The 18,997-nt window shown below is 34.5% G+C and carries 13 protein-coding genes and 2 tRNA genes; 10 read left to right on the forward strand and 5 right to left on the reverse strand.

Annotated elements, in window-relative coordinates; all coding sequences use genetic code 11:
- Nucleotides 1-405: 405 nt before the first annotated feature.
- From KZH69_RS10030 to KZH69_RS10040, 3 genes are all read left to right on the forward strand, one after another.
- Nucleotides 406-4,896, forward strand: coding sequence for an FIDD domain-containing protein (locus KZH69_RS10030; protein WP_219317305.1), 4,491 nt, complete (start codon nucleotides 406-408; stop codon nucleotides 4,894-4,896).
- A gap of 221 nt (nucleotides 4,897-5,117) precedes the next feature.
- The gene (locus KZH69_RS10035; RefSeq protein ID WP_219317306.1) at nucleotides 5,118-5,303 is read left to right on the forward strand and encodes a hypothetical protein; all 186 of its coding nucleotides are present in this window, start codon (nucleotides 5,118-5,120) and stop codon (nucleotides 5,301-5,303) included.
- 928 nt (nucleotides 5,304-6,231) lie between these two features.
- The gene (locus tag KZH69_RS10040) at nucleotides 6,232-6,651 is read left to right on the forward strand and encodes a DUF2141 domain-containing protein (RefSeq protein WP_219317307.1); all 420 of its coding nucleotides are present in this window, start codon (nucleotides 6,232-6,234) and stop codon (nucleotides 6,649-6,651) included.
- Nucleotides 6,652-6,714: 63 nt separating this feature from the next.
- Here the strand turns inward: KZH69_RS10040 and typA are convergent, their stop codons facing one another.
- Nucleotides 6,715-8,511: a translational GTPase TypA gene (gene typA, locus KZH69_RS10045; RefSeq protein WP_219317308.1), complete on the reverse strand. Its 1,797-nt coding sequence runs from the start codon at nucleotides 8,509-8,511 to the stop codon at nucleotides 6,715-6,717.
- A gap of 173 nt (nucleotides 8,512-8,684) precedes the next feature.
- Between typA and KZH69_RS10050 the strand changes: the two genes are divergently transcribed.
- Together KZH69_RS10050 and KZH69_RS10055 are read left to right on the forward strand one after the other, a co-directional pair.
- Complete coding sequence (locus KZH69_RS10050; RefSeq protein ID WP_219317309.1) at nucleotides 8,685-10,397, forward strand: PAS domain-containing sensor histidine kinase; 1,713 nt, start codon at nucleotides 8,685-8,687, stop codon at nucleotides 10,395-10,397.
- Between the two features lie 2 nt (nucleotides 10,398-10,399).
- Nucleotides 10,400-10,795: a response regulator gene (locus KZH69_RS10055; protein ID WP_219317310.1), complete on the forward strand. Its 396-nt coding sequence runs from the start codon at nucleotides 10,400-10,402 to the stop codon at nucleotides 10,793-10,795.
- Between the two features lie 104 nt (nucleotides 10,796-10,899).
- On the opposite strand, the gene rpsT is transcribed toward KZH69_RS10055, so the two are convergent.
- The 4 genes from rpsT to proS all read right to left on the reverse strand — a co-directional run bounded on the left by rpsT (nucleotide 10,900) and on the right by proS (nucleotide 13,056).
- On the reverse strand, nucleotides 10,900-11,151 hold the full coding sequence (gene rpsT / locus KZH69_RS10060; RefSeq protein ID WP_035673520.1) for a 30S ribosomal protein S20: 252 nt from the start codon (nucleotides 11,149-11,151) through the stop codon (nucleotides 10,900-10,902).
- A 155-nt stretch (nucleotides 11,152-11,306) separates the two neighbouring features.
- A tRNA-Glu gene (locus KZH69_RS10065) sits at nucleotides 11,307-11,378 on the reverse strand.
- A gap of 49 nt (nucleotides 11,379-11,427) precedes the next feature.
- Nucleotides 11,428-11,499 (reverse strand) — tRNA-Glu (locus KZH69_RS10070).
- A gap of 78 nt (nucleotides 11,500-11,577) precedes the next feature.
- Nucleotides 11,578-13,056, reverse strand: a complete 1,479-nt coding sequence (gene proS / locus KZH69_RS10075; protein ID WP_219317311.1) for a proline--tRNA ligase — start codon at nucleotides 13,054-13,056, stop codon at nucleotides 11,578-11,580.
- A gap of 102 nt (nucleotides 13,057-13,158) precedes the next feature.
- On the opposite strand from proS, the gene KZH69_RS10080 reads away from it, so the two are divergent.
- From KZH69_RS10080 to KZH69_RS10100, 5 genes are all read left to right on the forward strand, one after another.
- A complete protein-coding gene (locus KZH69_RS10080) occupies nucleotides 13,159-14,103 on the forward strand; it encodes a hypothetical protein (protein WP_219317312.1) in 945 nt (314 codons plus the stop codon).
- A 47-nt stretch (nucleotides 14,104-14,150) separates the two neighbouring features.
- Nucleotides 14,151-15,653 (forward strand): OmpP1/FadL family transporter, encoded by a 1,503-nt coding sequence (locus KZH69_RS10085; protein ID WP_219317313.1) that lies wholly within the window; start codon nucleotides 14,151-14,153, stop codon nucleotides 15,651-15,653.
- 576 nt (nucleotides 15,654-16,229) lie between these two features.
- Entirely contained in the window at nucleotides 16,230-17,543 is a 1,314-nt protein-coding gene (gene rimO, locus KZH69_RS10090) for a 30S ribosomal protein S12 methylthiotransferase RimO (RefSeq protein ID WP_219317314.1), read from the forward strand.
- Between the two features lie 28 nt (nucleotides 17,544-17,571).
- Entirely contained in the window at nucleotides 17,572-18,045 is a 474-nt protein-coding gene (locus KZH69_RS10095) for a hypothetical protein (protein WP_219317315.1), read from the forward strand.
- Between the two features lie 32 nt (nucleotides 18,046-18,077).
- Nucleotides 18,078-18,983: an N-acetylmuramoyl-L-alanine amidase gene (locus KZH69_RS10100; protein WP_219317316.1), complete on the forward strand. Its 906-nt coding sequence runs from the start codon at nucleotides 18,078-18,080 to the stop codon at nucleotides 18,981-18,983.
- Nucleotides 18,984-18,997: the final 14 nt, after the last annotated feature.

An 18,997-nucleotide genomic window follows, 5' to 3' on the forward strand; every position in this document is an offset into this window, starting at 1 on the left:
ATTAAATACATTTTATATCTATTCTGTATAAGTGTTTACTATTTTCAGTAAGTGTACCAAAATTGTTAGTTTTCAACTTATTTAGATTTTATTTTTTTGGGAGCTTGGGTTATGAATATTAATTGCGTAAAATATTAAGGTAAAAACATGAAATGTGATTTTCGATTTTCAGTTAGATCGTCGAGCTACTTGCGGAGTTGTCCTTACTTCGGCATGACAATCTTGGGTGAAAACTTTGTAGGAATGAATATCGCAAGTGAGATTGCTTTATTTCTATATAGCACGATGTCATTCGTTTCCCGAAAAATAAAATTGATTTTTACAGAATAAAACAATTTAAATTATCAAATTAAACTTATTTTTGATTGCGCTATCTAATTCAGACAATAGCCATTAACCATCACTATGAAAAGATCTTTTCGCTTTGTCATTTTTATCCTTTTTACAGTAAATTGTTTTGCACAATTTAGTAAAACCCATTATATCCCACCATTAATTTCAATTGCAGGATTTGCTGAAGATCAATATTTATACATCTCTACTCCAAGCCTTACCAATGTAAATTTCAAAATAATTGCCAATGGTGGAAGTGTTATTAGTGGAAGTGTAAAGAACAACAATCCTTATCGTTTATCTATCGGAACGGGAGATAATACTCAATTATTCACACCAGTAACAAAAACGGGAATTGTTGTTAACAAAGGATACATAATAGAAGCCGAAGATTTAATCTATGTAAGTGCCAGAGTCAATGCTGGGCTCAATAATACTGGTGGGTATAATCATGCGGGCGGCTTGGTGTCCAAAGGAAATAGTGCACTTGGAACCACATTTAGACTAGGAGCGATGCTGAATCCACTTTTTGACATAACGCTGTTGAACTTTGCCTCGATCCTAGCCACGGAAAACGGAACAAAAATCGTAATATCAAACATTCAAAATGGAACCAAGCTTTTGAATGGAGCAAATGTTTCCGGACCAATTACGATTACTTTGAATAAAAACGAAAGCTATGTTCTCGCTTTACAAAACTATAATGATGGCAGTTCGGTTTCTAACAGTTCAAAAATAATCGGGGCATTGGTAACCTCGGACAAACCAGTTGTAGTCAATTCCGGTTCCTTTGGAGGAAGTAACAGTACAGAGATGGGAATGAATCCAAATGGTGGTGGTTTGGTTCCTATGGGAAGAGACATTGGTTTTGACCAAATTGTCTCTTTAGAAAAAACAGGAAAAGAATATGTTTTTGTTAAAGGAATTGGGACCGATGATTTGGAACGTGTTTTAGTAGTGGCACATTCTGATCAAACCCAGATTTTCCTCAATGGCAATACAACACCATTCAAAACACTCAACAAAGGAGAATACATCGCTCTTGATGGAAGTCAATTCATAAACGGAACCATGTATGTGGTTGCAACCGAAAATATATTTGCTTATCAAAGTATTGGAGGATCTGATTCCGCCGCCAATCAAAACTTATTCTTTGTACCTCCCATAAATTGTTCAACTCCAAATACCGTTGATAATATCCCCGAAATACAATCCATAGGAAATACTACTTTTAATGGATTCTTAAACATTGTAACCGAAACAGGAGCTACTGTATTATTAAACAACAACCCCATTATCACTCCGCCAACAGCAATTGCGGGAAACTCAAAATTTGTGCGCTACACTGTCTCCAATTTATCTGGAAATATAACAGTGAAATCTAGTAAACAAGTGTATGTTTCTTATTTTGGAACAAACGGAGCGGCAACTTATGGTGGTTATTATTCTGGTTTTGATTTGAAACCCGAAATTGTAACTGGAAAATTGTCTTTAACTAATTCCTCTTGTATCCCGAATGTATCTTTAAAAATCAATTCCTTATCGTCATACGATGCTTTTCAATGGTACAAAAACGATATTGCAATTTCTTCGGCCACAAGCAATAATTACACCCCAATACAGCCTGGCTTTTATCAGGTAAAAGGTAGTATTTCAGGATGTGTCAGTGATGTCTTATCTGATAAAATTCCAGTAAGCGAATGTCCCATCAACAGTGACAGTGATTTAGTAAATGATAATATTGATATTGATTATGACAATGATGGAATATTAAATTGTACAGAATCTTTTGGGAATTTGGATCTGAATATTTCCAATCCAAATTCGGGAGTTGTAACTATAGAAACCTATTCAAATTCCTTTTCAGGTTTAATTACTAATACTACACCAGCTGCCCCTATTCCTTTTGCAGGAAATAGCGATGGTAGCTTTGTAACCCAAGTTATGGCAGGAAAAGGATTTTCGGTTTCCTATAATTTGAATTTTGCCAAACCCATAAATCTCAGTTTAGAATATGTTTCAACTGCAAATGTAACTGATTTATTAAATACCGACTCCGAATACATCATCAATGCTGACATTGACAAAACCGTTACCGTTTTGAATCCCACCGATCAATTATTAATAGACACCAACTATGATGGCGTTTACGAAAGCGGCGTTACTCAATTTTCATCATTCGAAATACGTTTTAGACTAAACGGAAATACTCCGCTCCCAGCCGGAAGCGGTACTTTTAAATTCCAATCCTATCAAACCAAATCATTTCATATTACCCACAAAAATCTTTTGGATAGCGATGGAAACAAAGCGACTTTCAAACTTATTGCGACTTGCGTTCCAAAAGACACTGATGGAGATGGAATTCCAGATCAATTGGATCAAGACTCCGATAATGACGGTATACCCGACATAATTGAAATTCAATTAATTCCCAAAGAATTATCTAATGTTGATAGTAATCTGGATGGACTGGATGAAGTTTTTGAATCTATAACAAACCCAATAGACACCGACAATGATGGTATTCCAAATTATCTTGATTTAGACAGTGATAACGATGGTATATACGATTTGATTGAGTCCGGAAGCAATGCATCGGACAGTAATATAAACGGTATCCTTGATACCACAGTTTTTGGAACGAATGGCCTAGCAGATTCTTTAGAAACAACAGCAGACAGCGGAATACTAAACTACACCGTTTCGGACACAGATGCAGATGGAATAAAAAATTATACCGAAATAGACAGTGACAATGATTTATGTAACGATGTCATTGAAGCAGGATTTATTGACATTAATTTTGACGGGCTGCTCGGAGTAAATCCTATTATAGTAAACACAAATGGAATAGTAACAAGTACAACCGACGGCTATACCTCTCCAAACGGAAATTATATTCTCGCCAATCCAATACTTGTGACCAGACAACCCACAAATCAATCCATTTGTGAATTACAACATGGTACTATTACTATTGAATCCAATGCCGATACTTTTCAATGGCAATTATCTACAGATAGTGGTATCTCCTGGAATACGCTTGTCAATAATACTGTTTACTCTGGAGCCAAAACAGCATCATTAGCCATTACCAAAGTAAACTCAACAATGAATAGATATCAATATCGTGTTCTATTAGACAAAAACAATAATGCCTGTGGATTAACATCTGAAACTGCTACATTGACAATTTTAAATTTGCCAATTTTAAATTCTCCTATCACAATTGTACAATGTGATGATGACACTGATGGAATTACAAACTTTAATGTAACCGAGAAAAATAGTTTTATTTCGGCAAATTCAGCTAACGATAAGTTTACTTACTACACTACATTGGCGGGAGCAAACAGTAAAGATACTGCAACACTTATTCCAAATCCTATTGCTTTTACAACTGGCAATACCAATGTTTGGTCTAGGGTAGAAAATACAAATGGCTGTTTTAGTGTAGCTCAACTGAATTTAATCGTTTCCACAACCCAAATCAATCCAAATTTCAAAAGAGATTTTGAAATTTGCGATGATTTTACAGACCTAATAAATGACGACAAAGACGGTATTACTGCTTTCGATTTTAGCAGTGTCACTACTGACATTCAAGCTTTACTCCCAGCTCCTACTACAAATTACATCATAAAATACTATACCACAGAAGCCGATGCTTTGGCAGAAATCAATGCAATTCTAAACCCTGCCAATTATAGAAACACCATTCCCAACCAACAAAATATTTGGGTAAGAGTGGAGAGTAATTTTGATAATGCCTGCTTTGGGCTCGGAGCTTACATAAAGCTTCAAGTAAACCCAAAACCAAATATTGACATTAATGACAGTAAAAATGATGATGAATTGGTTTGCTCCAATTTACCAAGCTTTTTTGTCACACTAAACGCAGGAATTATAGGCAATATTCCAGCAAGCAATTATACTTTTGTTTGGTCAAAAGACGGAAGCATTATTCCAAACGAAAACAACTATACTTTAGATGTCAACGAAGAAGGTATTTATACAGTAACCGTTGCTAAAGCAAAAGGCTGTGAAAGAACCCGAAGCATCACAGTAACTGCTTCAAATATTGCACATCTTAACTCGGTTGCGATCTCAGATTTATCAGACTCCAATACCGTCACTGCAAACATTTCTGGTCAAGGAAATTACGGATACAGCATAGATTTACCTAATGGTCCCTTCCAAGAATCCAATATTTTGGAAAATGTGCCCCCTGGAATACATGAACTTTATGTTCATGACAAAAATGGATGTGGTACCCTTCAAAAAACCATCGCAGTTTTAGGAATTCCAAAGTTTTTCACTCCAAACAATGATGGTCACAATGATTATTGGAACATCAAAGGAGCCAATGAAACATTAAACACAAAAGCAAAAATAATCATATATGATCGTTATGGAAAACTAATAAAACAAGTTCTTGCCTCAAGTGACGGCTGGGATGGAACTTTCATTGGAAACCCAATGCCAGCCGATGATTATTGGTACACTATAAAACTGGAAGATGGTCGCGAAGCCAAAGGACATTTTTCATTAAAAAGGTAAATCAGCCACAATCTTTACAAAAAATCAAACAATCTTCACAAAAAATCAAAGTTAAATAAAGCACAGTATAACGTTTAAATTAAATACGAAATCAATAAAAACATGAACAAATTCCATTTTACCATCTTATTCTTTTTTAATCTTTAGCACAAAAGCTCAGGAAGTCAAAGTCACATCTGGAAAAGCACAACATTTTGCAAATTTCCAATCTAAACTTATTGATGATCAAAACATCGACATCTGCTTACCCTATAGATCTTCCAACAAAAATAAAATATGTCGATCTGTATATATATAATGATCAAGCCTTGTATGATGCCGAAAGCACTTGGAACAAACAAGCATGGGAAGTGGATCAATTAGCTGGTAAACTAATTGCTGAAGGTAAAACGAAAAATTTGTTGTAGTGAGTATTTGGAACAATGGTGCCAAATGTCATCCAGAATACTTTAGACAAAAACCCTACAAAAGTCTAACACAAAAAAAAGATCGGTCACTGCACAATTACAAAAAGCTGACAGAACAACCGAAATATTTAAACCTTAATTCCGATTTATATCTTAAATTTTTGGTTACCGAATTAAAGCCATTTATCGATAAAAAATTCTTCCCAAAACCCCATAAAAAACACTTTCGTTGGCGGTTCAAGTATTGGGGGATTGATTTCTATATACAAAATTTGCGAAGATCCGAAATTTTTTGGAGGTGAAGCTTGCCGGTCTACTCATTGGCCAGAAACTTTTCTTCTATCAATAATCCCTTCCCTGAAAGCTTTGTCAATTATTAAAAAAAACATTCCCAATGCAAAAGATCATAAAATCTATTTTGACTATGGAGATCGAACACTTGATGACCTATACAAACCGTTACAGGAAAAAAATAGATGTCGTAATGATAGCCAAAGGTATTTCCAGCAAAACTTCTTCCCGGGTGAAAATCATTCGGTGGAAGCTTGATCAAAGCAATTGGATATTCCATTACCCTTTTTGTTAAAAAACATAGTCTAAATGAGTCTATTCAAAATATATTTATGGCACTACTTTCAATAATCATTTAATAATGAAATTCACCACTCTCCTGAAATAAAAACAACATAAAACCCTGCTAGGGCGCGTCATTATAAATAAACAGAGACGACTTATCTATAACGATAAGTTGGCTCTTTCTATTTATAACACCTATCTTTATGATTGTTATCGGAAGGTTCAACTTTGGAAGCTTACTTCTTTCCCTCACGCTCAAGTTAAACAAGAAAATTTTCTGCTAACCTAGAAATTTCATATATTTATAGGTGTTCATATTAAAAAACAATACTACCAACTTAATTCAACAACAATGTCAAAATTTTTCATCTCAATCCTACTATTTTTTTCTAGTTTTATAATCGCACAAAATTCAACCCTTTCTATCACCGTTATTGGGTTAGAGAACAATGCTGGAAAACTAACAGCTGAACTCTACAATTCAAAAGGAAAATTTCTAAAAATAGCTTTCAAAACAGCCTCGTCAGATATAAAATCAAACACAGCCACACTAAATTTTATAGCAATTCCCAGAGGAGAATATACTGTTATGGTGTATCACGACGAAAATAACAACGGTAAACTCGACAAAAATTTCATAGGAATGCCTAAAGAAGCTGTTGCCTGTTCCAATAATGCAAAAGGATTTATGGGACCTCCTAAATACGATGACGCAAAATTCACAATAGCTACTGATTCTAAAATCAGCATCAAAATGAATGCTGCACTCTAATCAAAAAAAACCCAAATTCCTAAGTAGAGGAATTTGGGTTTTTAAATATTAAATTTAAATCTTTTAGATTTTAAATCTTTTTCTGTCTGTTTCTGTCAAATATATTTTTCTCAAACGAATAGATTTTGGAGTTACCTCAACATATTCATCTTTTTGAATGTATTCTAAAGCTTCCTCTAATGAGAAAATGATTGGAGGGATAATTCTAGCTTTTTCATCATTACCAGAAGAACGAACGTTAGATTGTTTTTTCTCTTTTGTTACGTTTACACACATATCATCACCACGAGAGTTTTCTCCAATTACTTGACCTTCGTAGATTTCAGCATTTGGTTCAACAAAAAACTTACCACGATCTTGCAATTTATCGATAGAATAAGGAATAGCTTTTCCTTTTTCCATAGAAATCAATGAACCTTTGTTACGTCCAGCAATTTCTCCTTTATAAGGCTCATATCCTATAAAACGGTGTGCCATAATAGCCTCACCAGCAGTAGCAGTTAGCAATTGATTACGTAATCCAATAATTCCACGTGATGGAATATTAAATTTTACAATCATACGTTCCCCTTTAGTTTCCATACTCAACATTTCACCTTTACGCATAGTAACGAACTCAACCGCTCTACCTGAAAGAGTTTCTGGTAAATCAATTGTCAATTCCTCAATTGGCTCACATTTTTTACCATCAATTTCTTTGATGATAACTTGTGGTTGACCGATTTGTAACTCATAACCTTCTCTTCTCATTGTTTCAATAAGAACAGATAAGTGAAGTACTCCACGACCAAAAACCATGAACTTATCAGCTGAATCAGTTTCACCCAATTTCATTGCTAAGTTTTTTTCTAATTCTTTTGTCAAACGCTCTCTAATGTGACGAGAAGTTACAAATTTACCCTCTTTTCCAAAGAAAGGAGAATCGTTAATTGTAAACAACATACTCATTGTAGGTTCGTCAATATCAATTGTTTTTAATGCTTCCGGATTTTCAAAATCAGCGATAGTATCTCCAATTTCAAACCCTTCAACACCAATAATTGCGCAAATATCTCCAGCAATTACTTGTTGCACTTTTTTACGACCAAGTCCTTCAAAAGTGTGTAATTCCTTAATACGTGATTTAGTGACAGTACCATCTCTTTTTACTAATGAGATTGGCATACCTTCGTTAAGAACTCCTCTTTCAAGACGACCAATAGCGATACGACCCGTAAATGCAGAAAAGTCTAATGAAGTGATCAACATTTGTGGAGTTCCTTCAGAAACTTTAGGAGCTGGTACATTTTCAATAACCATATCCAACAATGCTTCAACATTATCAGTTACGTTTTCCCAATGGTCAGACATCCAGTTGTTTTTAGCTGAACCATAAACGGTTGGGAAATCCAACTGCCATTCTTGAGCACCTAATTCAAACATTAAGTCAAAAACTTTTTCATGAACTTCTTCAGGAGTACAGTTTTCTTTATCTACTTTATTGATTACAACACATGGTTTTAATCCTAAATCAATTGCTTTTTGTAACACAAAACGAGTTTGTGGCATTGGCCCTTCAAAAGCATCAACCAAAAGGCAAACACCATCAGCCATGTTCAATACACGCTCTACCTCACCACCAAAATCGGCGTGACCAGGAGTATCGATGATATTGATTTTTGTTCCTTTGTATACTACAGAAACATTTTTAGAAGTAATAGTAATACCTCTTTCACGCTCTAAGTCGTTGTTATCAAGAATTAAGTCACCTGTATTTTCGTTGTCACGAAATAATTGACAGTGATACATAATTTTATCAACCAAAGTTGTTTTACCGTGATCGACGTGGGCAATAATTGCAATGTTTCTAATAGCTTCCATCTGTGATTTTTAATGGGTGCAAAGGTACACTTTATTTTGATATAAAAAACCTTTACACAATAGTTTGCTATTTTGTTAACACATAAGCACTTATTGTAAACTTAAAATTATGCTGTCGGAATTTATTTAAATTGATGTTTTAAATTTTAACATTTATTAATTATATTTGATTAATGAAAAACAAAGCCAACCAAATAACCTTAATATACACCCTTTTCGCATTATTTTTAGCTATCATAAGCTTTAAATTAGCCAAACAATATTCAACCTATTTGGATTGCTATAATTTCAGCTTCATCAAAGACATTTTTTTCATCACTGTCACAGGAATACTCTTTAGATACATTTTATCCAAAAACGATAAAAGAAATACTGAAATCAACAAAAATCTCAGGCAAACTAATGACAAATTAAAAGAGTCTAACGAAAAATACGATATCGTTGCCAAAGCTACCAGCGACACTATTTGGGACTGGAAAATCCCAGAAGACCACATCACTTGGAACAAAGGAATCAAAGGAATATTCGGCTACAGTCAAGATCAAGTGGGAAAAAATTCTAAATGGTGGTTTGATAACATCCACCCTGAAGACAGTATAAAAATGTCTATCAAACTCTATTCCTTTTTAGAACAAAAAACAGAAAAATGGCAAGATCAGTACCGTTTTAAATGCGCAGATAACAGCTATAAATATGTATTGGACAGAGGTTTTATTCTAAAAGATGAAAACGGCAAAGCCATACGAATGATTGGTGCTATTCAAGACATAACTAAACAAAAAGAAGAAGAAAATCGTTTAAAATTACTAGAAACCGTCTTTACAGAAGCTAAAGACTCCATTATAATCACCCAAGCTGTTTCAAGTGATAATCAAATCCCAACAATAGTTTTTGCTAATCCTGCCTTTTCCAAAATGTCAGGTTACGAACATTCTGAAATTATAGGCAAATCACCAAATTTCTTTATGGGTGAAAATTCAGATTTACAAGAAATCGAAAAACTAACTGACTGCATAAAAAACAAAAAAGAATGCTTCCTGGAAATCATCCTTTACAAAAAAGACCAGTCTGAATACTGGGTCAGACTTTCATTCATCCCCGTTTATAATCTTGACCAAAATATTTCACATTGGATTTCCATACAAAGAGATATTACAGAAGAGAAAAAATTAGAAAAAGAAAAAGAAATACTTATCAGGGAACTAACCCAAAACAACAAAGATTTAAAACAATTCTCTTACATCACTTCCCATAATTTAAGAGCTCCTTTATCAAACTTAACGGGCTTATTAAACCTTATTGATGATTTTACAATTGAAGATGAAGAACTAAAAGAAATTCTAACTGGCTTTAAATTATCTACCCATTTATTAAACGAAACCATTAATGATCTTGCCAGAGTAATCACTATAAAAGACAGTCCATCGATACAAAACGAAGAATTACAAATACAAACTATCTTTAAGAATATTCTGAATCAACTCCATATTCAACTGGAAAAAATAAAGCCTAAATTGAATATCGATTACGGAAATGTCACCAAAATAAATACCAATAAAGCTTATTTCGAAAGTATTTTTATCAATTTACTCAATAATTCTTTAAAATACAGATCAAAAAACAGAGACTTAACAATAGATATTACTATCTTAGAGAAAAATAACACAATTACAATCCATTTTAAAGACAATGGCATAGGGATTGCATTGGAAAGACACAACAATAAAGTATTCGGCCTTTATCAAAGGTTTCATAATTATCCAAACAGCAAAGGACTGGGCCTGTTTTTGGTTAAATCACAAATAGAAACTATGGGTGGCACGATAAGTATTCAAAGCGAAGTCGAAAAAGGAACCGAATTCACACTGACATTTAAATCCCATTAAAAATGTTAGAGCTCATTATGTGTGTAGATGACGACCCCATTTCATTGATGCTTTTCAAAAAAGTAGTCAACAAAGCCCTATTCGCAAACGAAATAATAAATGCTACAAATGGAGAAGAAGCAATTATCCTATTCAATACAATCAACAACACTACAAACCTAAAAAAACCACAATTAATCTTTTTAGATTTAAACATGCCTCTAATGAGCGGCTGGGAGTTTCTTGACTTATTTAACGCCTCTAATTTTTTTAATTTAAATAATACTAAAGTTATCATTTTAACTTCAACTATAGATCCTGAGGATATCAAAAAATCAAAATCATATTCTAATGTTATTGAGTTTCTATCCAAACCCATTACCATCGAAATGCTCGATTATTTAAAATCTAAAATATAATCAAAACATGATCTTTTTCTAGGCATCCCACAACTTAATAAAAAAAGTTAAATCCATAAAAAAAGCCCCTTAAAAAGGAGCTTTTTTTATATAAATTATATTACTTACAATTTAGCAACATGCTTAGTTAACTTAGACTTCAAGTTTGAAGCTTTGTTATCATGAATGATGTTTTTCTTAGCTAACTTATCAATCATAGAGATTACACTTGACAATTTAGAAGTTGCATCAGTTTTATCAGTTGCAATTCTTAATGCCTTAATAGCATTACGAGTTGTTTTGTGTTGGTATCTATTTAATACTCTTCTCTTTTCGTTACTTCTAATTCTCTTTAGAGCTGACTTATGATTTGCCATTTTCTTGTTTTTTTTTTAAATTTATTGATTTACTAATTAGTAAAAAAAGAAAAACCTCCCACAATTTAAAATTAAATCACTTCAGTTTTAACTAATAAAATAAAAAATTGAGACACAAAATTTTATTTTATAAAACAAATTCACAACTAAATTAGTAGCCCGTAGCGGAATCGAACCGCTCTTACATGGATGAAAACCATGCGTCCTAACCGATAGACGAACGGGCCATTTTTCCCTCTAAGTTCGGGATAACTTTGACAGCAAAAAGAAAATTAGTAGCCCGTAGCGGAATCGAACCGCTCTTACATGGATGAAAACCATGCGTCCTAACCGATAGACGAACGGGCCATACTTCTCTAATGCGGATGCAAAAATACAACTATTTTTGAGAAGTACAATAGTAGAGGCAAAAAAAATTATTTTTTTTTAATATGCCTTAGCAAAAAGCACTCTACCAACTGAAGCATTCCCTGTAAACACACAGCTTCCCGCTTGTTCAACCCTATCTAAAGGTATACATCTTATCGTCGCTTTAGTCAATTCTTTGATCTTCTCTTCGGTAGCCGCAGTACCATCCCAATGTGCTGAAACAAAGCCTCCTTCACCATCCAAAATAGCTTTAAACTCATCAAAACTATTTACTTCGGTAATATGGGTATTTCTATAATTTAATGCTTTTTCGAACAAATCTTTTTGTATTTGCTCCAACAAACGACTGATGTAAGTCGCAATTCCGTCCTTCGAAACTACTTCTTTAGTCAAAGTATCTCTTCTTGCCACTTCAAAAGTTCCGTTTTCTAGATCTTTTGGTCCCACTGCAATTCGAACAGGCACTCCTTTTAGTTCCCACTCGGCAAATTTGAATCCTGGTTTCTGAGTAGTTCTATTGTCGAATTTTACAGATATATTTAATTCCATAAAAGCTTTCACCAAAACATCCACTTCGTTTGAAATAGCTTCCAATTGTTCATCACTCTTATATATAGGAACAATAACAACTTGTATTGGCGCCAAATTAGGCGGCAATACCAATCCTTGATCATCAGAGTGCGTCATCACCAGCGCTCCCATCAATCGGGTTGAAACTCCCCATGAAGTCCCCCAAACATGTTCCTGTTTACCCTCGGCATTAGCAAATTTCACATCAAAAGCTTTAGCAAAGTTTTGTCCCAAAAAGTGTGAAGTTCCTGCTTGCAAGGCTTTTCCATCCTGCATCAAGGCCTCAATGCAATAAGTCTCCTCGGCACCGGCAAAACGCTCTGTTTCAGTTTTCAAACCTTTTATAACTGGAATCGCCATAAAATTCTCAGCAAATTCAGCATACACATGCATCATTTTTTCCGATTCTTCCACAGCTTCGGCTTTTGTAGCGTGTGCGGTATGCCCCTCTTGCCATAAAAACTCAGCGGTTCTTAAAAACAATCTTGTTCTCATCTCCCAACGCACCACATTAGCCCATTGATTAATCAATAAAGGTAAATCTCTATACGATTGTACCCATCCTTTATAGGTAGACCATATAATAGCTTCACTAGTAGGACGAACAATTAACTCCTCTTCTAATTTTGCATTAGGATCCACCATTAGTTTTCCTGGTTTGTCAGGATCGTTTTTCAATCTATAATGCGTCACAATAGCACACTCCTTCGCAAATCCTTCTGCATTTTTTTCCTCGGCTTCAAACATGCTTTTAGGAACAAACAGAGGAAAATAAGCATTTTGATGCCCCGTTTCTTTAAACATTCTATCGAGTTCAGCTTGCATTTTTTCCCATATAGCATATCCATACGGCTTGATCACCATACAGCCTCTAACTCCTGAATTCTCAGCTAAATCGGCCTTAACAACCAACTCATTGTACCATTTTGAATAATCTTCTGCTCTTGTTGTAAGGTTCTTGCTCATTTTGAATAATTTGGCATAATATTTGTTTATATATAATTTAACTAAATAATTACGCAAAACTAACTAAATTTGTATAGTCCAACAATAAAATAATCTACCAAAATGAAAACAAACACAAATATTACTCGGAAAACACCTCTTTATTTCTTAATAGGATTTTTGAGTTTGCTAGTAACCTCTTGTGGTTCTTACCAGAACAGTTCTTATTATGATAACGACGGTATTTATGGCACAAATGGAGAGAAAATTGTTATAAAGGACAACCAACAAAATTCAGCTTCAGTACAATATAAACAATACTTTAGTTCATTACAAAACACTGGAGTTTCTGGTGAAATATTTACCGATGTAAATAGCTACGGCATTAACTACGATACACAAAACGACTCTATACAAGCACCATCTACAGGTTATGCTTCTTGGGGTAGTTCTCCGCAGGAAACAACAGTTACAGTTTATCCAGACAGCTATTGGTCTATTGGTTTTGGGTGGGGATATCCTTATTATGGTTATGGATACCCTTATTATGGATGGGGCTATCCCTATTATGGATGGGGCTACCCAGGTTACGGCTGGGGATATCCAGGATACGGATGCGCCTACCCAGGTTATGGATACGGATATACTTCTCCCTACGCTTATAATTATAGCAGAAGAGGATCATCATATGCAGGAACATACAACAACTCTGTTTACAACAGAAATTATACCACCCGAAATAGCAATACATACAATAGAAACAGTACATACAATAGGAACAGTAATTATAGCAGAAATGACAACAGTATAAGCAGACAAGCTCCAACTTTTACTAATAGAAATAGTTATACCTCTACTAGAAATTACAGCCAAAATCAATCTAGAAGTGCGTCTACACAAAACAGATACAACTCTTCCGGTCAAAATTATCAACGCTCTAATTCAAGCTACACACCTAGTAACAGTTCTTACAGAAGCAGTGGTAGCAGTATGTCTGGCGGTAGCGGAGGAAGAATGTCTAGTGGCGGTGGTGGCGGAAGAATGTCTGGCGGCGGCGGCAGAAGATAACTAGTATCTATCTCATCTAGAAATTAACTAACCATAAGCTCAACCCAATGAAAAAAAAACTATTATTACTCTTAGCTGCACTATTCTGTTCGATAGTACAAGCTCAAGAAATTAAAGATGCTATGCGGTATTCTCAAACCGAATTGCACGGAACGGCTCGTTTTACAGCTATGAGTGGTGCATTTGGAGCACTAGGAGGCGATTTATCATCTATAAATATAAACCCTGCAGGATCGGCAGTATTTGCAAACAATCAATTTGCCTTTACAATGGGTAATTATAACATCAAAAATAATTCTAATTATTTTGGCACTTCCGCATCGGCAAGCGAAAACAATTTTGAAATCAATCAAGCAGGTGGGGTTTTCGTTTTCAAAAACAGAAACCCAAACAATGATTGGCAAAAATTCACTATGTCAATTAATTATGAAAACACCAACAACTACGACAATTCACTATTTTCTGCAGGGACAAGTCCTATTAATTCTTTAGCTAATTATTTTTTAAGCTATGCAGATGGCGTTCCTCTTAAAACAATAACAAACAACAATTATGCCTTTTTAAATAATGGAGCACAACAGGCTTATCTCGGATACTATGGATTCATCATAAACCCGGTTGCTGACGTTGACACAAATACTTCGTACACCTCAAATGTACGCTCAGGAGGTAAATATTACCAAGAAAACAGTGTTTACTCCAATGGCTATAACGGAAAATTGATTTTCAACAGTGCCGTACAGTATAAAGACAAAATATATTTTGGGTTTAACTTAAACTCTCATTTTACAGATTATGTACAAAACTCCAATTTTTATGAATCCAACAACAACCCTTTAGATATAGACTACGAGGTTAAAAGCTTAAATTTTTCAAATAACATACATACCTACGGAGCTGGGTTTTCTTTTCAAATAGGAGCAATTGCTAAAATTACCAATGAACTACGCATGGGTTTTACCTATGAATCTCCAACATGGTACAATTTACAAGAAGAACTTTCTCAAAAACTAACCTCTATTAGAAGTAACACAGTAAACACAAGGCCACCAGATGTAGTTGATCCTCATGTAATCAATTATTATGCTCCTTATGATTTACGTACTCCTGGAAGTATAACAGGAAGTATCGCTTATGTTTTTGGAAAATCGGGTTTAATAAGTCTCGATTACAAATACAAAGATTATAGTTGTACGGAATATTCCCCTGAAAACGACAGTTATTTTAGAGGCTTAAATGCTGATATTCAAAACTCTCTAGGTTCTTCAAACGAAATACGTTTGGGCGCCGAATACAAAATTGACAAATTTAAGATAAGAGGAGGATATCGTTTTGAAGGAAGCCCTTACAACAATTCGACAACTATGGGTGACTTGAACAGCTTTTCTGGAGGTTTAGGCTATAGTTTTGGAGCTATAAAACTTGATTTATCCTATATATATTCCAACAACACTGCTCAAGAACAATTCTTTAGACAAGGATTTACCGAAAAAGCCCAAATCGATACGCATAAAAACATTTTTACTATGACTTTATCTTTTGAAATGTAGGAATACCCAATCCTATATTATAATAAAAACCACTTTTGAAATCTTTCGGAAGTGGTTTTTGTTTTTCTAAAAAGAATAATTTAGGCAAGACCACATTTGCAAAAGTGGCCACTTTCTCAAACTGCTTATTCGGCCACATTTACAAATGCGGTCGGGCTGTACACGTTACTTCGGTAACTAGTTGCCATCCTTCTTGGGCTATACATAACATTGATTGCAAATCCACAGCTTTTGGTTTCTTAAACCCAGAACCTGCATTAGAAATCTACTGGCAAAAAAAAACGCATTAATTGAAATATTTTCCAAAAATGTCAACCATTTTATTGCTTTGCTTATTTGTAAAAAAAACTAAACATCTCGCCTAGCCCCGATGGGAGGGAAAATCCTTTTGTTCCGATTTTTATCGGAACAAAAGATTGGAAGGACAGCGGGACTAATGGTATTGACTACATTAAATATTGTGCTCCAATTCATTTTTATGAAAACAAAACGAGGCTTTTTGAAAAGGAAACAAGCAAGGTTTGGGTAAAAAATTGTAATTTTGCAAAATTCCTAAATTATCGGGAATGTAATACTATGAGAACGAAGTCTTTAAAAAAGAACAAAATAAATGTGATCACTCTAGGGTGTTCCAAAAATGTGTATGACAGTGAAGTGCTAATGGGGCAACTCCGTGCGAGCGGGAAAGAAGTGACTCATGAAGCCAAAGCAGAAGATGAAGGAAATATAATAGTGATTAACACTTGCGGATTTATTGATAATGCCAAAGCAGAATCAGTAAATATGATTTTGGAATATGCCGATAAGAAAGAAAAAGGTCTTGTAGATAAAGTTTTTGTAACCGGTTGTTTATCTGAAAGATACCGACCGGATTTAGAAAAAGAGATTCCAAATGTGGATCAGTATTTTGGAACTACCGAATTACCTGCTTTACTGAAGGCATTGGGTGCGGATTATAAGCATGAATTATTGGGAGAACGTTTAACTACGACTCCTAAAAATTATGCTTATCTAAAAATTTCGGAAGGTTGTGACAGACCTTGTAGTTTTTGTGCTATTCCGTTAATGAGAGGGAAAAACGTATCTCAAACCATTGAAAAACTGGTTAAAGAATCGGAAGGACTTGCAAAAAACGGGGTAAAAGAATTGATTTTGATTGCGCAAGATTTGACCTATTATGGTCTTGATTTGTATAAAAAAAGAGCATTGGGTGAATTACTGGAAGCTTTGGTAAAAGTAGAAGGCATTGAATGGATTCGTTTGCACTACGCCTTCCCTACCGGTTTTCCGATGGATGTTCTTGAAATCATGAAACGCGAACCTAAAATTTGTAATTATATTGATATTCCGTTGCAACACATATCGGATTCTATTTTGAAATCGATGCGACGCGGGACAACACAAGAAAAAACAACCCAATTATTAAAAGACTTTAGAGCAGCAGTTCCTGGAATGGCTATCCGTACGACTTTAATCGTTGGATATCCAGGAGAAACTCAGGAAGATTTCAATATTTTGAAAGATTTTGTTCAAGAAATGAAGTTTGACCGAATGGGCTGTTTTGCTTATTCACATGAAGAAAATACACATGCTTACTTACTGGAAGACGATGTTCCAGACAATGTAAAACAAGATCGCGCCAATGAAATTATGGAGTTGCAATCTCAGATCTCTTGGGATTTGAATCAAGAGAAAGTTGGCAAAACATTTAGATGTATTATTGACAGAAAAGAAGGAGGTCATTTTGTGGGTAGAACCGAATTTGACAGTCCCGATGTAGATAACGAAGTATTGATTGATGCTACAAAACACTATGTAAAAACAGGTGAATTTGCTATGATCAAAATTATTGAAGCGACAGAATTTGACTTATACGGAGAACCGGTCTAGATTTTTAATTTTTCAAGATTATATTTATATGAGAGCATTTAAAACAGTACTTTTTGTGGCATTCTTATTTTTATCTGCCAATAATATTTCGGCACAATATGGCAATGGTTACGGTGGTAGTGGATATGGTGGAGGTGGATATGGAGGAAATGGTTACGGTAGATCCAACCAAATGTCGCAAATGCCATCCAGTCAACCAAGTGCTCCAAAGCCTATTCCTGCAGAAGTAACGGCTGCCAAAATTGTTGAATACTATAAAAAAGAACTTAATTTAGATGCACTTCAAGAAGTGGTCCTCAATAATATCTATACTAAATCACTTAAAAAACAAGACGCCTTACTTAAAAAAGAGAGTAGTGACGAGGATAAAGCTAACGAACTTAAAGTTCTAGGTGAAATGACCGATTTGGAAGTAATGGAAATATTAAATAAAGACCAAAAAGCTAAATATCAAATTTTGAGTGAAGACAGAAAAAACAAAATTGAATCTCGAAAACACTAGAATTTGTTACAAAAAAAATTGAACTGCCCGTTATGAAAAAGAACTTTTACTATCTCATTCTAATCCTTTTTATTGCATCGTGTGCCACAAAAAACCCACATAAAGCAACCGAAAAGGAATACAATGCACAAATAAACACCCTAAAAGAAACTATTTCTACAAAAGAAGCTGTTCCTTTAAAAAGCGAATCCTTCGTTGTGGTTGACAGCATTGCTTATCGATACAAAAATCAGTTGTTAAATTACAAAGATACCCTTTCTAAAACCGACACTAAGATTTTACAAAACGGCATCGTCTCGGAATGGGTAGGAACGGTTAATTTTAATTTAAGAAAGCCTAATTTTATCATTATTCATCATACCGCACAGGATTCGGTGCAACAAACTTTAAAAACTTTTACCTTAAAAGAGACCAAAGTAAGTGCTCATTATGTGATTGCCAGAGATGGTAAAGTAATTCACATGCTTAATGATTATTTGAGAGCATGGCACGCTGGGAATAGTTCTTGGGGAAAGGATACTGACATTAACTCCAGTTCTATCGGAATTGAATTGGACAATAATGGCTCTGAACCGTTTTCGGATTTACAAATCAATACTTTATTGGCACTTTTGACCAAATTGAAAAAAGACTACAACATTCCAACACAAAACATTATTGGTCATGCTGATATTGCCCCTACAAGAAAAAAAGATCCAAGTGCTTTATTTCCTTGGAAACTTTTGGCTTTAAATGGGTTTGGGGTCTGGCCAGACGAAACACTTCTTTGTCCACCTAGTGATTTCAATGCCGAGCAAGGATTACAAATAATAGGATACAACACTACAAATCTTTCGGCGGCCATTATAGCTTTCAAACTTCATTACATTCAAAATGAAGTCAATGATGTTTTGGACGAAAAAACGGTTAGCACTATCTACTCGATTTATAAAAAATAAAACATGTAAAAACG

It is taken from the genome of Flavobacterium taihuense, assembly GCF_019351435.1.
In the GTDB taxonomy this organism is placed as follows: domain Bacteria; phylum Bacteroidota; class Bacteroidia; order Flavobacteriales; family Flavobacteriaceae; genus Flavobacterium; species Flavobacterium taihuense.

Coding starts and splice junctions, on each gene's coding strand:
- KZH69_RS10030 (WP_219317305.1), top strand. CDS start 406: ATGAAAAGATCTTTTCGCTTTGTCATTTTTATCCTTTTTACAGTAAAT.
- KZH69_RS10035 (WP_219317306.1), top strand. CDS start 5,118: ATGATCAAAACATCGACATCTGCTTACCCTATAGATCTTCCAACAAAA.
- KZH69_RS10040 (WP_219317307.1), top strand. CDS start 6,232: ATGTCAAAATTTTTCATCTCAATCCTACTATTTTTTTCTAGTTTTATA.
- typA (WP_219317308.1), bottom strand. CDS start 8,511: ATGGAAGCTATTAGAAACATTGCAATTATTGCCCACGTCGATCACGGT.
- KZH69_RS10050 (WP_219317309.1), top strand. CDS start 8,685: ATGAAAAACAAAGCCAACCAAATAACCTTAATATACACCCTTTTCGCA.
- KZH69_RS10055 (WP_219317310.1), top strand. CDS start 10,400: ATGTTAGAGCTCATTATGTGTGTAGATGACGACCCCATTTCATTGATG.
- rpsT (WP_035673520.1), bottom strand. CDS start 11,151: ATGGCAAATCATAAGTCAGCTCTAAAGAGAATTAGAAGTAACGAAAAG.
- proS (WP_219317311.1), bottom strand. CDS start 13,056: ATGAGCAAGAACCTTACAACAAGAGCAGAAGATTATTCAAAATGGTAC.
- KZH69_RS10080 (WP_219317312.1), top strand. CDS start 13,159: ATGAAAACAAACACAAATATTACTCGGAAAACACCTCTTTATTTCTTA.
- KZH69_RS10085 (WP_219317313.1), top strand. CDS start 14,151: ATGAAAAAAAAACTATTATTACTCTTAGCTGCACTATTCTGTTCGATA.
- rimO (WP_219317314.1), top strand. CDS start 16,230: ATGAGAACGAAGTCTTTAAAAAAGAACAAAATAAATGTGATCACTCTA.
- KZH69_RS10095 (WP_219317315.1), top strand. CDS start 17,572: ATGAGAGCATTTAAAACAGTACTTTTTGTGGCATTCTTATTTTTATCT.
- KZH69_RS10100 (WP_219317316.1), top strand. CDS start 18,078: ATGAAAAAGAACTTTTACTATCTCATTCTAATCCTTTTTATTGCATCG.